This window comes from Halomonas sp. HNIBRBA4712 (assembly GCF_043558675.1).
Lineage (GTDB): Bacteria > Pseudomonadota > Gammaproteobacteria > Pseudomonadales > Halomonadaceae > Vreelandella.
The window spans coordinates 777,848-793,181 of the sequence record NZ_JBIFXR010000001.1; the positions used below are offsets into that span (position 1 = coordinate 777,848).

Here is a 15,334-nt window from a genome sequence, read left to right on the forward strand (position 1 = left end):
GTCGTCAAGGAGTTGTTTTATGCCCATTCAAGCGCTGCGTATGACACTTCACGCGGGTCAGGAAGACGAGTACCGGCGCCGGCATGATGAGCTGTGGCCAGAGCTTGCAACGGCGCTAGCCGATGCCGGCATCGAAGAGTACCGAATTTTTCTTGACCCTCGAAGCCTGCACCTATTCGCCATCATGTACCTTCGTGAGGCGCACAGCGTCGATCAGCTATCGGCCTTGCCCGTTATGAAGCGCTGGTGGGCGTATATGGCCGATATCATGGATTCCGCCGCCGATAATTCGCCGGTCAGCATCCCTCTCGAGGAAGTCTTCACTTTCTTGTCGGGAGAGACCGCATGCAAGTAGTCGATCCGCATCTTCATTTTTGGGCACTTGATCAGGGTAATCAGCCATGGCTTGAGAACCCCACACCAAACCTGTTGGGCGATTACACCCCCATGGCGCGTGACTTCGGGCCGCCAGAGCTACTTGAACAGCTCGATGACATCGAACTGGTGGGGCTGGTTCACGTAGAGGCGGATGCCGAAGATCCCGTGGCAGAAACTCAGTGGTTGACTCGCACGCTTGCCGAGCATTCTGCGTTGAACGCGGCAATGGTAGTGGGGGTGGATCTATCGCAGCCGGAGGCGCCGGCCAGGCTCGAAGCGCAATGCGCGCTCTCCAGTGCTGTACGCGGGGTACGCCAGATCCTCAACGTGCATCAGAACCCGCTTTACGATTACGTCGGGCGCCACTACATGAAAGAGACGCTTTGGCAGCAGAATCTGGCTCGGCTGGCGCCGCTGCAGCTCTCGTTCGATCTTCAAATCTATCCTTCACAAATGGTTCAGGCCGCCTCTTTGGCTGCGCGCCACCCCGATATTCAGTTCGTGCTCAATCACGCCGGGATGTACGTGGACCGTCAAGGCGTGCGCGGCTGGCGTGAGTGGCGTGATGGTATGCGAGCGCTGGCTTGCCAGCCCAACATTGCGTCCAAGCTGAGTGGTTTTGGCATGCTCGACCATCAATGGAGTCTTGGCAGCATCCGTCCGCTGATTATGGAAGCAATAGATGCGTTTGGCGTCGAGCGCTGTCTGTTCGCGTCCAACTATCCTGTTGACGGGCTTTATGCTCGGTATGCGGATATCTGGCACGCCTATTCACAGATCATCGCCGATGCAAGCCCCGCTGAGCAGCAAGCGCTCTTCGTAAGCAATGCTCGACGTATCTACCGTATTTGAACCTGATTCATCCGTTTTAAGGAGGTGTGCATGTTACTGGCAGACAAGAGCGTCATCATTACCGGAGCCTCTCGGGGTATCGGCCATGCTGCCGCTATCGAGTGCGCGCGCCAGGGCGCCAATGTCGTCATCGGTTATAGCGGTAGCCCTTCCAGCCGCGCTGCGGTAGACGAGCTGATTCAGAAGATAGAAGCACTGGATCGTCGCGCCGTCGCGGTGGGGGCGCCCGCAGAAGACCCGGATACAGGGCAGCTATTGGTCGATGCGGCCGTCGAGCAGTTTGGCGGAGTCGATGTCTTCGTCAATAACGCGGGTATCTGTCCTTTCCATAGTTTTCTGGATATGCCCCGCCAGACCTACCTAGACACGGTGAACACGAACCTCAACGGTGCCTTTTTTGCTGTTCAAGCGGCAGCCAATCAGATGAAACGTCAAGGCCGAGGTGGGGCCATCATCGCGGTGAGCTCTATCAGCGCGCTCGTGGGGGGCGGTATGCAGACGCACTACACGCCGACCAAGGCGGGTCTTCTTTCGTTGATGCAATCCTGTGCGGTGGCCCTAGGGCCATATGGTATTCGCTGCAATGCGCTTCTCCCCGGCACTATCGAAACCGATATCAATAAGGAAGACCTTGCCGACCAGGAAAAGCGCGACTACATGGCTGGTCGCACGCCTCTTGGCCGCTTGGGGCGCCCTGAGGATTTGGCTGGGCCGCTGGTCTTTTTGGCCTCCGATATGGCGCAGTACGTCACCGGCGCATCGCTGCTGGTGGATGGCGGCATGTACGTCAATTTGCAGTAATTGTTCTTATCTTCAGGAGGCAAACGTATGCAGATGCCCGTTAATGAGTTCAAGAACGCGCTGACGAGTGACTCGACTCAATGGGGGTGCTGGGCCGGTTTTGCGACAGGGTATGCGGCAGAAATCGTCGCGGGAACCGGTTTTGACTGGCTGCTCATCGATGGTGAGCATGCACCCAATACAGTGCCTACTATTCTGGCTCAGTTACAGGCGGTGATGCCTTACCCGAGTGCACCGGTAGTGCGATGCGTCAACCAGGATCCGGCGTTGATCAAGCAATTGCTCGACATTGGCGCTCAGACGCTCATGGTCCCCATGGTCGAAAGTGCCGATCAGGCGGCGGCATTGGTGCGGGCGACCCGCTACCCTCCCCAAGGCGTTCGCGGTGTAGGCGGTGGATTGGTACGGGCAACGCGTTGGGATGGTGTGGACGACTATTTAGCGAAGGCGCATGAATCGCTCTGTTTGATCGTGCAGGTGGAGTCGCCAAAGGGAGTCGAGTGTGCCGAGGCGATCGCCAACACTGATGGGGTCGATGCGGTGTTCATCGGACCGGCCGATTTATCGGTGGGGATGGGGCATCCGGGCAACCCTGGCCACCCCGAAGTGCAAGAGGCCATCGAGACGGTGATCAAAGTGGCTAAAGAGGCGGGCAAGCCAGTCGGTATTCTCGCTCCGCTTGAAGAGGACGCCCGTCGCTATGAAGCGCTGGGCTGTCATTTCATTGCGGTGGGTATCGACATCAGTTTGTTGCGTCAGGGGGCCCAATCGACGGTAGCCCGCTACAAGCAGTCATCTACTCATGAAGTTTCGAGCACGTATTGAGGCACTGATGTAAAGCGGCTTCGTTGCCGCAATCCATAACGATAACAGGAGCATGACGATGTCACAGCCAACCACCTACCAGAACTATGTTAACGGTGCTTTCGAACCCGTTTCGCAGCATCTCGAGGTACGTAACCCAGCCACGAATGAGGTGCTGTCTCGAGTGCCCGCTTCGAGTGCTGGCGATGTCGATCGAGCGCTTGACGCTGCGCGCAGTGCGCAAAAGCAGTGGGCCGCGACACCGGCCGTCGAGCGGGCGGCTTTTTTGCATCGGCTGGCTGACAAACTGCGCGATAACGTTGCCCAACTGGCACGAACGATCACTGCCGAGCAGGGTAAAATAAGCGGGCTGGCGGAAGTTGAGGTCAACTTTACCGCTGATTATCTGGATTACATGGCCGAGTGGGGACGTCGCATCGAGGGTGAAATCATCCAAAGCGATCGACCCAAGGAAAACATCTTTCTGTTCCGAAAGCCCTTGGGGGTGGTGGCAGGCATCCTACCCTGGAACTTTCCGTTTTTTCTCATCGCACGCAAAATGGCACCTGCCTTGATCACGGGTAATACCATCGTCATCAAACCAAGCGAAGAGACGCCAAACAACTGCTTCGAATTCGCTCGGCTTTTCGACGAGGTAGGCTTCCCTCGTGGAGTGTTCAACGTCGTGAGCGGGACGGGCATAGAGACGGGCAATGCGCTTACCGCCAGCGCCCAGGTCGACATGATCAGCTTTACTGGTAGCGTTGAGACGGGAACGCGCATCATGGCCAACGCCGCGAACAATATTACCAAGCTCAACCTGGAGCTGGGTGGTAAGGCTCCCTCTATCGTGCTCGATGATGCCGATCTCGATCTGGCCGTGAACGCCATTCGCGGCTCGCGGATCATCAATACGGGGCAGGTATGCAACTGCGCCGAGCGTGTTTACGTGCAGCGTGGCGTGGCTGATGATTTCATCGCGCGTATGGCCAAGGCAATGGAAGCCACTCGCTATGGCGACCCGCTAGCCGATAGCGATGTCGAAATGGGGCCCATGATCAACCAGGCAGGGCTGGATAAGGTCGCGCAGATGGTCGAGACCGCGCGTCGTGAAGGGGCTGAGCTGGTCACGGGGGGGCGCATCGCGGATCTCGGCACTGGTTTTCACTACCAGCCAACGGTGCTTTCCAACTGCCGGCAAGATATGGAAATCATGCGCAAGGAGATCTTTGGCCCCGTCTTGCCGATACAAATAGTCGATACCCTCGATGAGGCCATTGCGCTTGCCAATGACTGCGAATATGGCTTGACCTCTTCGATCTATACTCGCAGCCTCAATAGCGCCATGCAGGCGGCGCGTGAGCTGGACTTTGGCGAAACCTACATCAACCGCGAAAACTTCGAAGCCATGCAGGGCTTCCACGCCGGGGTACGCAAATCCGGCATCGGCGGGGCGGATGGTAAACATGGCTTGTACGAGTATACCCACAGTCACGTGGTGTACCTGGAAACCTGATCAATCATCCAATCGAGGTATCTTGCCATGAGTCATACAAGCGACTCCTCTGCCACTCAAGACACGTCTGGTGTGGTAGGCGGAGAAGTAACGAGTGGCGAATACGAACGTACGCCGGTGCCTACCAAGGCGCGGCTCGGCTTCAAGAGCTTCATCGGCATGTATGCCGGTGAACATGCGGCGGGCACCGAGCTGATGATCGGTCCCTTGTTCGTATTGGCCGGCGTGGCGGCCTTTGATGTCGTGATCGGGTTATTGGTCGGTAATTTGCTGGCGGTACTGAGCTGGCTGTTCTTGACGGCGCCTATCGGCACGCGGGTTCGGCTGACGCTTTATCGCCATCTCGAAAAGATTGCCGGTCGTCATACGGTCATTCTCTACAACCTGGCTAACGGCGTGTCATTCTGCTTTCTTGCGGGCGCGATGATCACGATTTCGGCGACCGCCGTCGGCGTGTGGTTCGGGTTCCCCTTGCCGACGCTGTCAGATCTGCTGCCCAATAGCCTTGGATGGGTGTTGAGCGTCATCGGTGTCGGTGTCGTCATCACCGTTGTCGCGGCGTATGGTTACCGCTTTGTTTCCTGGTTTGCCAATATCGCGGCGCCTTGGATGGTACTGATGTTTCTGGGCTTCGGTATCGTGTCACTCAAGTGGTTCATCGATGCAACGGGTGCCGAAGCCAGCTCGTTGAGCGATCTCTGGACGCTGGCGGATACCGCGATATGGACCGGCGTGGAAGTACCCGGGCAGCCCAGCTTCTCGATTTGGCACGTCATCTTCTTTGCCTGGTTCGCTAATATGGCCATGCACGTAGGGATGTCCGATTTGACAGTGCTCCGGTTTGCACGCAAGAGCTGGTACAGCATTGCATCGGCCGCGGGCATGTACGTGGGCCACTTCATGGCATGGCTGGCTGCCTCCATGCTGTTTGCTTTTCAGATGTACGATGCTGGACTCACCAGTGAAGCCGCCGTGATTGCCGCCTCGGAAGCAGGGCAGATACCCACCCCGTTGCCCGGGCCGCTGGCCGACCAGGCACTGGGAATCGCCGGGCTGATCTGCGTCATCATTGCCGGCTGGACGACCGCCAACCCAACCATCTATCGCGCGGGTCTCGCCTTTCAAGCGATCGTTCCCAATGTGTCGCGCTTCAAGGTGACCATTGGTACGGGGATTCTGACCACCACAGTGGCGCTGTTCCCGGGGGTGGCGATGCAGCTACTGGACTTCGTTGCGCTATATGGTCTGCTGCTCATGCCAGTGGGAGCGATGATCTTCATTGATTACTGGGTATTGCCCAAACTGGGTCTGAAGAGTTTCTATGCCGAGTATACCGGGCAGCAGTTCACACTACCTGTGATAGCCACATGGTTGATCACGCTGGCTATCTGCCTGTTCATGGTGCAGTTCGCTGGTATCGAAATCTTCTTTGTGGCTCTGCCAGGCTGGTTCATTGCCGCTGGACTGTTTGCTCTGCTCAGCTTCATTGCCCAGCGCAAGCGAGTCGACCCTTCGGCAGCACCTTCTTCACCAACGCTGGAGACAAGCTGATGCGTAAACTGCTCCAAGGTATTTCGCTTCTGATGCTGGTGCTGATAGTACTTTTACCGCTGGCCTATTTGTTCGATGTGGTCAGTGAATCAACCATGAAAGGAGCCATTCTTGCTGTGACCGCGCTTTGGTTCGTCATAACCCCTCTATGGATGAAAAGAGAGGGAGAATCGACTGCCGCAAACCTATAATCAATAGGTAATCCAATATTAATAAAGGTTTAATCCAGCCTTTGAAAGCAGTAAAGATAATTGGCTATAACTTGCGCGCAAGGTGAGCCTTGATGCGCAAGTTACTTTTTGGCTTATAAATATGATAATAGTGGAGAACACGCCATGGAAGTATTGCACCTTGCGGTAGCGATCTTGTTGATACTGCTGCTCATTCTTTATGTGAAATTAAATGCTGCCATTAGTCTGGTAGTGGGTTGCCTCTATCTTGGGTTATCCATGGGCCTTGGGATGACGGGAACCGTCGACGCCATTGGCGCGGGTTTTGGTAATATCATGACGGCTATCGGGCTGCCGATTGGTTTTGGCGTCATCATTGGTCAGCTCATGAGCGATTCAGGGGCTGCGCATAAAATTGCCTACCGGCTGGTCGATAGTGCGCCCAAAGGTGCCGGGTTATACGCGTTAGGGTTGACCGGGTTTCTGTTGTCGATCCCGGTGTTTTTCGATGTCACGTTCGTAATACTCGTGCCTCTCGGCGTAGCCTTGGCTAAAACTCTTGGAAAGCCACTGCCTTACGCCATTGGTGCGCTGGTCATTGGCGCAGCTACCTCGCACACCATCGTGCCGCCTACCCCCAACCCGTTGGCGGCTGCCTCCATTCTTGGTTTTGATATAGGCATTATGACCTTTGCTGGCTTGACCGTCGGGCTCATTACCGCATTGATTGTCATGAAGCTCTACTTCATGCTGCTCGATGCCGGTATCTGGAATGCCGCCAAGGATGAGCTCGCAATCAATGAGATCGATGAGGAGGAGAGCGCTACAGCATCTCCCGAACTACCCGATATGCCGCTGTGGCAGGCGTTGGCGCCCATTGCCATTCCGATCCTGCTCATCCTGAGCGGTACACTGTACGATTACGGGCAGCAAATCGGCGTGCTCGGTGGTACGGAATTGCCGGGATTCGTCGCTTTTGTGAGCGACCGAATCGTGGCCTTGATGCTTGGGGCCATAGCGGCTTACGCCATTGCCATTCCATTGATGTCTCGAGATCGTTGCGATGTGTCGGCATCGAAAGGTTTGCAAACGGCGGGCCTGGTTCTGCTCGTCACCGGCGCGGGTGGCTCTTTGGGAGCGGTGATCAAGGAAACGCAAATTGGCGAAATGCTCGTTGATCAACTATTTCGCGATACTCAGTCCGCCTTGGGCATGGTGCTGTTGACCTACTCCCTGGCGGCAATTTTTCGTATTGCCCAAGGCTCTGGTACCGTGGCCGGTATCACCGCCATGACCATTATGGCAGGGGCAGCCTCTACCGGCGTGGTAGAGCCCCTGTGGATTGCCTTGGCAGCGCTGGCGGGCGGTATCAGCATTGGCCATGTGAACGATAGCGGCTTCTGGATTACCACTCAGCTTGCTCGATTTACCGTGCGTGGTGGATTCAAGACCTACACGCTGGGTGAAGCCATGGTGTCATTAACGATCTTGCTGCTGACGATCTTCGGGGTATTGATCTGGAATTGACCCATTGCCCGAAGTTTGCTTTAGGCGGTTAAAGCGGCGGTGCGTGCAGTGCAACGGCGCACCGCCGCGATATCTTCCATCAGTGTGGACGATTACTGATGATGGAGCTGCCTTTAACCAATGACCTGATGAAGGTAAAGCCGGCCTCTATATCCTCGGCCTCGATTTCATCCATGATGATATCGATATAGGGTTTCTTATCGATGAGCTGGTCGAATACCAGTTGATAATCGAGCCAGCCTTGACCAAGAGGAACAAATACCAGTTTTCCATCTTCGATGATGAAGTCCTTGGCGTGAAGAACGGCAACCTTGTCGCCCCACTGTTGGATGGCCGTTTCCAGAACAGCTTCCTGATCACGATAGTTATCGCTTGTCAGTAAATTGACAGGATCGAAAATTATCTGAAGATTGTTAGAAGGTACGGCCTCTATCAGACGACGTACTTTGTCAGCGCTATGAAGAGGGTGATTGACGCCTGGCTCTATGCCCACGATAACGCCAAATTTTTCTGCTTCCTGAACGAGTTCCTGAACGCTTTCGACCATCTCGCTGAACGCCGATTCGGTGAAATTCTCTTCGGTATACACAATCTTTGCGTTAACGTTGCCGGTTTCGGTGCCAACGATACTGCAGCCAAAATCCCTGGCGTACTTGAGATGCTCCTTGAAAAGCGACAGTGCTTGTTTGCGCTGCTGCCGGTCGGGATGAATGATATTCACGTAGCAGCCCAGCACCGCAATTCTTAGCCCTTCACTACTAAATGAGCGTCGAATATGGCTGGCCAAGCCCGGCGTGATGAAACCGGGCTCGGGAGTCAGATCGAAGGATTTACCCAAAGCAAGCTGGACGGTATTCAACTGCCGTGCAGAAAGCGTATCGACAAGATCATTCAATGGCTGCTTGGGTAGGTCGTGGGCTCTAATGCCAATATTCATAACGTCTCCACAAGAAATAGAAAAAGTCACGAGAGCAGCAGGGCATGGCCTCTTTGCATTGGCTTCGCCCTGCCGAACATAGCGTTAGGGGGTGTTCACGGCTTTGATCTTTTGATAAATAGCGTACTCTTCAGGCGTGCTCTCTAGTGCTTCGTAAATTGGCTGCACAGCTTCCTGGAAAGGAGCGGTATCGACTTCATTGATTGCAACACCGAACTCTTCCTGGATTTGGGTTCTCGCGTTTGCGATAGCTTCACGCCAATGAATCACCTGAGACTCGGTGGACTCATCTATCGCTGCCATAACCGCCTCTCGTTGATCATCTGATAACGCGTTCAGTGTACGGTTGCTTATCAAAATGATATCCGGTATACGGGTATGGCCATCCAGCGTATAGAAATCGACGACCTCGCCATGTCGTGCAGCCGTGAGCGCGAACTCATTATTTTCGGCGCCGTCCAGCACTCCTTGTTGCAAGGAGGTATAGACTTCTTCCTGTGCCATTACCACGGGCGATACACCAAGAAGCCTCATCGTATCGATAGCAGTTTGGCTTTGCATGACACGGATCTTCTTACCCGCCAGATCCTCGACCCGTTCGATAGGCGTACCGGTCGTATAAAAATTGCGCTGTCCAGAGTCGTACCAGCCCACGCCGACAAATCCCTGATCTTCGGTTGATGCATAAACGTCATCCATAATGTCTGGATCGTTCATGACTCTATAGAAATGCTCTTCATCATCGAACAGATAAGGCATTGAAAAAACATCATAAAGGGGTGAAAAGCTGCCCATCAATCCACCTGATACCTTGGTCATGTCGATGGCACCGGCCTGGAGTAGTTCGACGAGCTCGCTTTCTCCACCTAGCTGGCTATCCGGAAAATAGGATACGGTAACTGAACCGTTGGTTTTCTCCTCGACAAGCTCTCCAAAAAGATCAAGCGCATCTTTAACCGGCTGAGAGTTTTGCGCGTAGGCCAACCTCAGGTTTATATTCTGTTCAGCTTGAGCGGCTGTAGATGCCAAGGCGAAAAGAGAGATCGTCGCAGTCAAAATTGTTTTAGATGTGCGTGATGCGATCATGAGTGGCTCCAATAGCTATTGTTGGTGTTGGATTAAACGTTTAAAGAAGAACTACAGGTATGTACGCATGTATTCAGAGAGGCATAGTATCGACATCGCTTGCCCATAAGGCATTGAGGTCAGTGGGATCTCCTTGTAAAAGTCGAGGGTATCTCCCATTGCTGTTCCAAAGGAGACTTGTTCCAGCTCACCTTCTGAGTTGATATTGCTGATAACACCTTTCACGGCTTTTTCCGCGATAGGGGCGTAGCTGGTATCGATATAGCGCAGGCGCACGGCCTTCAGTAACCCATAGGCAAATCCAGCGGTTGCCGAGGCTTCCAGATAGGACGTCTCGTCGTTCAATACGGTATGCCAAAGACCAGAGTCCGATTGCCACCGGGCCAAGGCTTCTACTTGGGATTCAAGCACTTGAATCAAGTGGCGGCGAAAGGCATCGTGCACGGGTAGATCAAGAAGTTCGAGAAAATCGGGTATCACGATGGTCAGCCAGCTGTTACCCCGGGCCCAGAGAGCATTGGCGTAATTGTGCCTGCCTTCGAATGTCCATCCGTGGAACCAGACACCGGTGTGCTTATCCATCAAGTACTGGATATGAAGCAAGAATTGATATTTTGCTTCTTCAATATAGTCGGGTCTGTCCAGAAGCTGGCCAATCTTGACGAGCGGCATCACACTCATCATTAGCGTATCGTCCCACAGCTGCTGATGGTTCTCATTGTTGTAAACGATGTGCTGGAGCCCCCCTTTCTCGGTACGGGGCATGTCGTGCATCACCCACTCGGCCCACGCCTGGAGATACGGTAGCCACGGTTTATGGCCTGTCTCTTCGTAACGATAAGCGAGTGTTAAAAACGGGCAGACGGTATTGACATTCTTGGTTGCCAGAGGCTCCTTGAAACGATCTTCGAACCACTGATCGATGATGGAGAGCGCCTCTTTATCTGCTGTCTGTTCGTAGTACTTGTAGATGCCATATAGTCCGATCCCATGGGTCCACTCCCAACCAGCCCAGCCCTTGGTATCTATCGTTCGGCCATCATCCAGATGCAGTAGATATTCACCGGTCTTATCTTTAATGTTAATCAGGTTGTTAATATTACTTTTTATAAGCGCTATCAATTCCTGACGTTCAATGAATTTCTCTTTTTTTCTCAATAAGTCGCTGTGCTTTACTTCGAATACTTTCAATGTTCAAGCCTCCTGATAAAAAAATGACGCTAAAGCCCCATGAGTCTGGGCAGAAAAAGGGTAATTTGAGGCACGTAAGTAATTAACAAAAGCGTTGCCATGATGACGAAATAGAATGGGAGCAGTGGGAGTAGCAAGTTTTCTACCTTCTCCTTGGCGATGCCGGCACCTACAAACAGTCCGGTGCCTACCGGCGGTGTGATGGTGCCGATACAAAGGTTGAATACCATGATGATGCCAAAATGGACGGGATCGATACCGATCATATTGGTAATGGGGAGCAGTATGGGGGTAAAGATCAATATGGCCGGACCAATATCCATGAAACATCCAATGATCAGTAGCATCAGGGTTATGACGAGCAAGACGATGACTGGATTATCCGAAATACCCAGGATGGCGCTACTTAATGCAGCGGGCAGTCCCGTGATTGACATCGCAAATGACATGGCGGCAGAAGCGGCCAGCAAGAACATGATGACGCCGGTGGTCTCCAGGGCTTTTATCAAGGATGCCTTGAACGCGGCAAGATTAATGGTCCGATAGACCCCAATAGTCAGCAGCATGGTGTAAAGCACGGAAATAGCTGAGGCTTCAACGGCGGTGAAGACCCCCAGGACGATGCCACCGATAATAACGACAATCAGCAATAAACTGGGCAGTGCCTGTGCGATGACTTTTCTGACCGACGCGTTATGTAAATTGATTTTGGTTGTATAACCTCGAGCCTTCGCCGTCAAATAGGCGACGAGCATACAGCCTATCCCCCATAAGCTACCCGCAATTAGCCCACCGGCGAAGAGTGCGGAAATGGAGGTGCCGCCACTGGCCAATGCATAAAGAATAAACGCCGTGGTGGGAGGAATGAGCATACCGGTAGGGGCCGAGGCAATGTTCGCCGCTGCCGCGAAAGGCCGGCTATAGCCTTCCTTTTCGCTCATGGGCACCATGACACCTCCAATCGAGGTTGAAGCGGCAATCGCTGAGCCTGAAATGGCGCCGAACATCATATTGCCAACGATGTTTGTATGAGCCAGAGAGCCCGGGATTCTACCGCTGAACAATTTGGCAAAATTGACCAGGCGTAATGCAATCCCTCCATGATTCATCAAGACACCTGACAGGATGAAAAAGGGAATGGCAAGTAGCGTAAAGCTATCCAGGCTCGATACCATCTTCTGCGCCGTAGTGAAAATAGCGATTTCAATTGGCAGCGCCATCAGGATCGTTGCCATCGATGAAACGGCGATACAAATCCCAATAGGTGCACCGATGACGAGTAGAACAAAAAACGTCACGATTAATAAAAGACCGGCATCCAGCATCATGGTGTGACACTCCTGGAAGGAACCTTTTTCTTGATGAGGAGGGCACAGTTATTAAGACAGTAAATGATGATCAATGCGCCCGAAACGGGAAGAGATAGATATAAGTACCCCTTGGCAATGCCAAGAAGAGGGTACATCTGCGCCATGCTATTGCTGGTCGCCTTGACTCCGCCATAAATAAGCACGATGGCGGCGAATAATATGAAAAGTACTTCCATCAGCACGCTCGAAATGATTTTCCACCGACCAGTAAGGCGGTCGGTTAATAGCGTCAAGCTAACGTGCTCTCTTTGCCCAACTACATAGGCAATAGCCAGCATAGAAAGCCATACCAATGAGAATCTCAGTAAGGCTTCAGAAATAGTGCTGGGGTTATTGAGTAAGTAGCGTGCGATTACTTGCCAGCTGGCCACGCCCACCATGCTTATGAACAGAAGGCAGCATAAATATTTCAAGGCGAAATCCATAGCGGCATGTATTCTCAACATCGCGTTTACCCTACTTTACGAGGAAATAGTGGTAGAGCTTGCCAGCTCGGTTAAATCGTGTGGAACACTCTACCTGCGCTTATCTTTAAAATTTATATTGATAGCCCAGTAGCCAAGAGCTATTGCGTTGGCCGGGATCAATGGCAGCCTCATCGCTGTTTTGATCTCGCCTTATATAGCCACCAAAAATCGTGTTACTGGCATTGAGTTGGTTGAAGACCAGAAATTCCTGCTCGAAGTAATCACGATTCCCGGTGCCGAAATCAGGCGACCTATTTTCGTGTTTGAAGTGATAATGGGGGTTGTACAGGAACATCCATTGATCACTTATGTTATAGGTGGCGTAAAGGTCGATGCGCCCGGCGCGACCCTCTTCTGCTGTTTTATGGGTAGTTTCATGCTCGTAGCGATAACGGCCGGCCAGCCCCCAGCCTTCGCCCTGGTAGCCCAGTCTTACCCCTGCCAAAGCACGTGTCACATTTGACCTGAACTTGGCTCCTGCTTGGGGCGTCAGTGACCACCGACGGTCGTTATCGAGCTGGAAACGAGGAAAGGAGTAATTAACGAACGCTTCATCGTGCTTTGGCCAACCGCTTTCATGGATATCTTTCTGCCAAAACCAGGATTTCTCGAACATCAGTGAAGAAGTATCTTCAAAGATGCGAGTAATAGCGACCTTGGGTAAGGTAAGTGCGTGGTCATTGGTTGTGTGTTCGAGCTTGGTGGTCAAGATATGCTCGGCAGACCATACAGGTAGGCTCTGTGTCAGCAACGCGCAGGCTGCTGTGAAACCAGCCACCCGAGAAAAACGGGCTGAGTGGCGAAATGCGCTCATGACGACTCCATTGTTGATTTTATTAGGTAATACAAACCGGTAACAATCAGTAATCCTAAGACTGATACTGTGGTTCTGGTTAAATGTAACAGCGTGCCTATAAAAATGAAACGTTGTTTCTTTTATACTTTAGTCGCTTTCTGGTAACTCTCTCTTTGTTCAGCTTCACTTTGGGAACTGGCAATTGCCATATTTTTGCGTTAAATTCAGAACGATAGTCCAATTTTAATGAAACGAGGTTTGAAGGATATGGCCGCTTCCCAGAAGCCCGACAATGTGGCTGCGGTAATGAAAGTTTTTGCAATCCTGGAAGGGCTCGCAGCGCAGCCTAGCATTGGCCTTTCTGAGCTCTCGCAGCGTTCGCTTACCTCGAAAAGTACGGCCTATCGGTTTTTGCAGACCATGAAAGAGCTGGGCTACGTCTCGCAGGAGGAGGAGTCGGAGAAGTACGCACTGACCTTTAAGCTTTTTGAATTAGGTGGGGCGGCCCTTGAGCATGTCGAGCTGATTCCATTGGCTAATGTTGAGATGCGCAAACTTTCAGAGCAGACCCACGAGGCGATCCACTTGGGAGCCCTGGACGAAGATAGCCAGCATATTGTCTACCTACACAAATACGACTCGCAGTTCAATTTGTGCATGAATTCCAGGGTGGGGCGCCGAAGTCCGGTTTATTCAACATCGATGGGCAAGACACTGCTTGCCTGGATGGATGACGACAGAGTGCGGGAGATACTTGCCAACACGCATTTCATTGCAAGAACAAGGTACACATTGACCAGTGCACAGCAGGTCCTGGATGAGTTACCCGGCATCCGCCAAGAGGGCGTTGCTGAAGACAGGGAGGAAGCTGAACTGGGCGTTCGATGCTTGTCGGTTCCGGTGTTTGATCGGTTTGGTCAGGCAATTGCTGCCTTGAGCCTATCATTTCCCGTAGTACGTTATGACGAGCAAAAACGCGACGAGTATATGGCGCTGCTTTTTGACGCAGGGAGGCGAATTTCTTCAGGACTGGGGTTTTACGATTACCCATTCTCTCGTTCTTGAAAAAGAAAAAGCTTTGATAGAGGCGCCAAACGAGAAGGTTGGCGCCTCTTTCTCATTTAACGAGCTAGCCATCCTCCATCGACGGCAAGCGTGTGTCCTTGCACGTAATTCGAGGCATCCGATGCAAGAAAAACGGCCGCTCCTGCCAGATCGTCTGGTGTACCCCATTGGCCTGCCGGAATACGGGCTAGAATTTCTTGGCTTCGCTGCGGGTCTTTACGTAGCGCTTCGGTGTTGTTGGTGGCCATGTAGCCGGGTGCAATGGCATTGACATTGATACCCTCGGACGCCCATTCGTTTGCCAATAAGCGTGTCAGACCCAGCACGCCGCTTTTGGACGCAGTATAAGAGGGCACGCGGATGCCACCCTGAAAGGAGAGCATTGATGCAATGTTGATGATTTTACCGCGCTGCTTTTTTGCAATGCAGGCTCGCGCGAAAGCCTGAGACAGAAAGAAAACATTCTTGAGATTGACATCGAGCACTTCATCCCAATCCTTTTCAGTGAATTCCAGCGCACTCTCCCGGCGAATGGTGCCTGCATTGTTGATCAGTATGTCGGTTTGGCCAAAGTGCTGCTCTGCCTTCTCTATAATAGAGGGGATAGGAGCGATGCTCCCAAGTTCTTCCTGAATGGATAAGAACTCTACTCCCAGTGCTTCAACCCGCTGGCGGGTGTCGTCCGGCGAACGTCGGTTCACGCCCACAATGTGACAACCTGCGCGAGCCAAACCAAGCGCCATGCCTTGCCCCAATCCTGTATTACAACCAGTGATGATGGCAACCTTGCCACTTAAATCAAAAAGAGTATTTCTCATGCGGG

The 15,334-nt window shown here is 52.8% G+C and carries 16 protein-coding genes; 9 read left to right on the forward strand and 7 right to left on the reverse strand.

Translation table 11 applies throughout. The features are described 5' to 3' along the window. Nucleotides 1–19: 19 nt before the first annotated feature. The 8 genes from rhaM to ACGK9R_RS03660 all read left to right on the forward strand — a co-directional run bounded on the left by rhaM (nucleotide 20) and on the right by ACGK9R_RS03660 (nucleotide 7,599). Nucleotides 20–355 (forward strand): L-rhamnose mutarotase, encoded by a 336-nt coding sequence (gene rhaM / locus ACGK9R_RS03625; RefSeq protein ID WP_394578230.1) that lies wholly within the window; start codon nucleotides 20–22, stop codon nucleotides 353–355. Beyond that, on the forward strand, nucleotides 346–1,230 hold the full coding sequence (locus ACGK9R_RS03630; protein WP_394578232.1) for an amidohydrolase family protein: 885 nt from the start codon (nucleotides 346–348) through the stop codon (nucleotides 1,228–1,230). Before rhaM ends, ACGK9R_RS03630 begins: the two co-directional genes overlap by 10 nt. A gap of 30 nt (nucleotides 1,231–1,260) precedes the next feature. After that, nucleotides 1,261–2,031 (forward strand): SDR family NAD(P)-dependent oxidoreductase, encoded by a 771-nt coding sequence (locus ACGK9R_RS03635; RefSeq protein WP_394578234.1) that lies wholly within the window; start codon nucleotides 1,261–1,263, stop codon nucleotides 2,029–2,031. Between the two features lie 27 nt (nucleotides 2,032–2,058). After that, nucleotides 2,059–2,856 (forward strand): HpcH/HpaI aldolase/citrate lyase family protein, encoded by a 798-nt coding sequence (locus ACGK9R_RS03640; RefSeq protein ID WP_394578236.1) that lies wholly within the window; start codon nucleotides 2,059–2,061, stop codon nucleotides 2,854–2,856. A gap of 58 nt (nucleotides 2,857–2,914) precedes the next feature. Further along, a complete protein-coding gene (aldA, locus tag ACGK9R_RS03645) occupies nucleotides 2,915–4,351 on the forward strand; it encodes an aldehyde dehydrogenase (protein WP_394578238.1) in 1,437 nt (478 codons plus the stop codon). A gap of 27 nt (nucleotides 4,352–4,378) precedes the next feature. Further along, nucleotides 4,379–5,902, forward strand: a complete 1,524-nt coding sequence (locus ACGK9R_RS03650; RefSeq protein WP_394578240.1) for a purine-cytosine permease family protein — start codon at nucleotides 4,379–4,381, stop codon at nucleotides 5,900–5,902. Continuing rightward, nucleotides 5,902–6,093, forward strand: a complete 192-nt coding sequence (locus tag ACGK9R_RS03655) for a hypothetical protein (protein WP_394578242.1) — start codon at nucleotides 5,902–5,904, stop codon at nucleotides 6,091–6,093. The genes ACGK9R_RS03650 and ACGK9R_RS03655 overlap by 1 nt, the downstream gene beginning before the upstream one ends. A gap of 144 nt (nucleotides 6,094–6,237) precedes the next feature. After that, entirely contained in the window at nucleotides 6,238–7,599 is a 1,362-nt protein-coding gene (locus ACGK9R_RS03660) for a GntP family permease (RefSeq protein WP_394578244.1), read from the forward strand. 79 nt (nucleotides 7,600–7,678) lie between these two features. Here ACGK9R_RS03660 and ACGK9R_RS03665 read toward each other — a convergent pair whose 3' ends face one another. The 6 genes from ACGK9R_RS03665 to ACGK9R_RS03690 form a co-directional block, all read right to left on the reverse strand. Beyond that, nucleotides 7,679–8,536, reverse strand: a complete 858-nt coding sequence (locus tag ACGK9R_RS03665; protein WP_394578246.1) for a sugar phosphate isomerase/epimerase family protein — start codon at nucleotides 8,534–8,536, stop codon at nucleotides 7,679–7,681. 84 nt (nucleotides 8,537–8,620) lie between these two features. Then, nucleotides 8,621–9,622 (reverse strand): TRAP transporter substrate-binding protein, encoded by a 1,002-nt coding sequence (locus ACGK9R_RS03670; protein ID WP_394578248.1) that lies wholly within the window; start codon nucleotides 9,620–9,622, stop codon nucleotides 8,621–8,623. Between the two features lie 51 nt (nucleotides 9,623–9,673). After that, nucleotides 9,674–10,813, reverse strand: coding sequence for a glycoside hydrolase family 105 protein (locus ACGK9R_RS03675; protein ID WP_394578250.1), 1,140 nt, complete (start codon nucleotides 10,811–10,813; stop codon nucleotides 9,674–9,676). 29 nt (nucleotides 10,814–10,842) lie between these two features. Beyond that, nucleotides 10,843–12,141 carry a TRAP transporter large permease gene (locus ACGK9R_RS03680; RefSeq protein ID WP_394578252.1) on the reverse strand — a complete coding sequence of 433 codons (1,299 nt, stop codon included), beginning with the start codon at nucleotides 12,139–12,141 and terminating at the stop codon, nucleotides 10,843–10,845. After that, a complete protein-coding gene (locus ACGK9R_RS03685; RefSeq protein WP_394578254.1) occupies nucleotides 12,138–12,629 on the reverse strand; it encodes a TRAP transporter small permease in 492 nt (163 codons plus the stop codon). The genes ACGK9R_RS03680 and ACGK9R_RS03685 overlap by 4 nt, the downstream gene beginning before the upstream one ends. Nucleotides 12,630–12,714: 85 nt before the next feature. Then, nucleotides 12,715–13,464, reverse strand: a complete 750-nt coding sequence (locus tag ACGK9R_RS03690) for a hypothetical protein (RefSeq protein WP_394578256.1) — start codon at nucleotides 13,462–13,464, stop codon at nucleotides 12,715–12,717. Between the two features lie 249 nt (nucleotides 13,465–13,713). Between ACGK9R_RS03690 and kdgR the strand changes: the two genes are divergently transcribed. Further along, a complete protein-coding gene (gene kdgR / locus ACGK9R_RS03695; RefSeq protein WP_394578258.1) occupies nucleotides 13,714–14,511 on the forward strand; it encodes a DNA-binding transcriptional regulator KdgR in 798 nt (265 codons plus the stop codon). 56 nt (nucleotides 14,512–14,567) lie between these two features. Here kdgR and kduD read toward each other — a convergent pair whose 3' ends face one another. Further along, nucleotides 14,568–15,329, reverse strand: a complete 762-nt coding sequence (gene kduD / locus ACGK9R_RS03700) for a 2-dehydro-3-deoxy-D-gluconate 5-dehydrogenase KduD (RefSeq protein ID WP_394578261.1) — start codon at nucleotides 15,327–15,329, stop codon at nucleotides 14,568–14,570. Nucleotides 15,330–15,334: the final 5 nt, after the last annotated feature.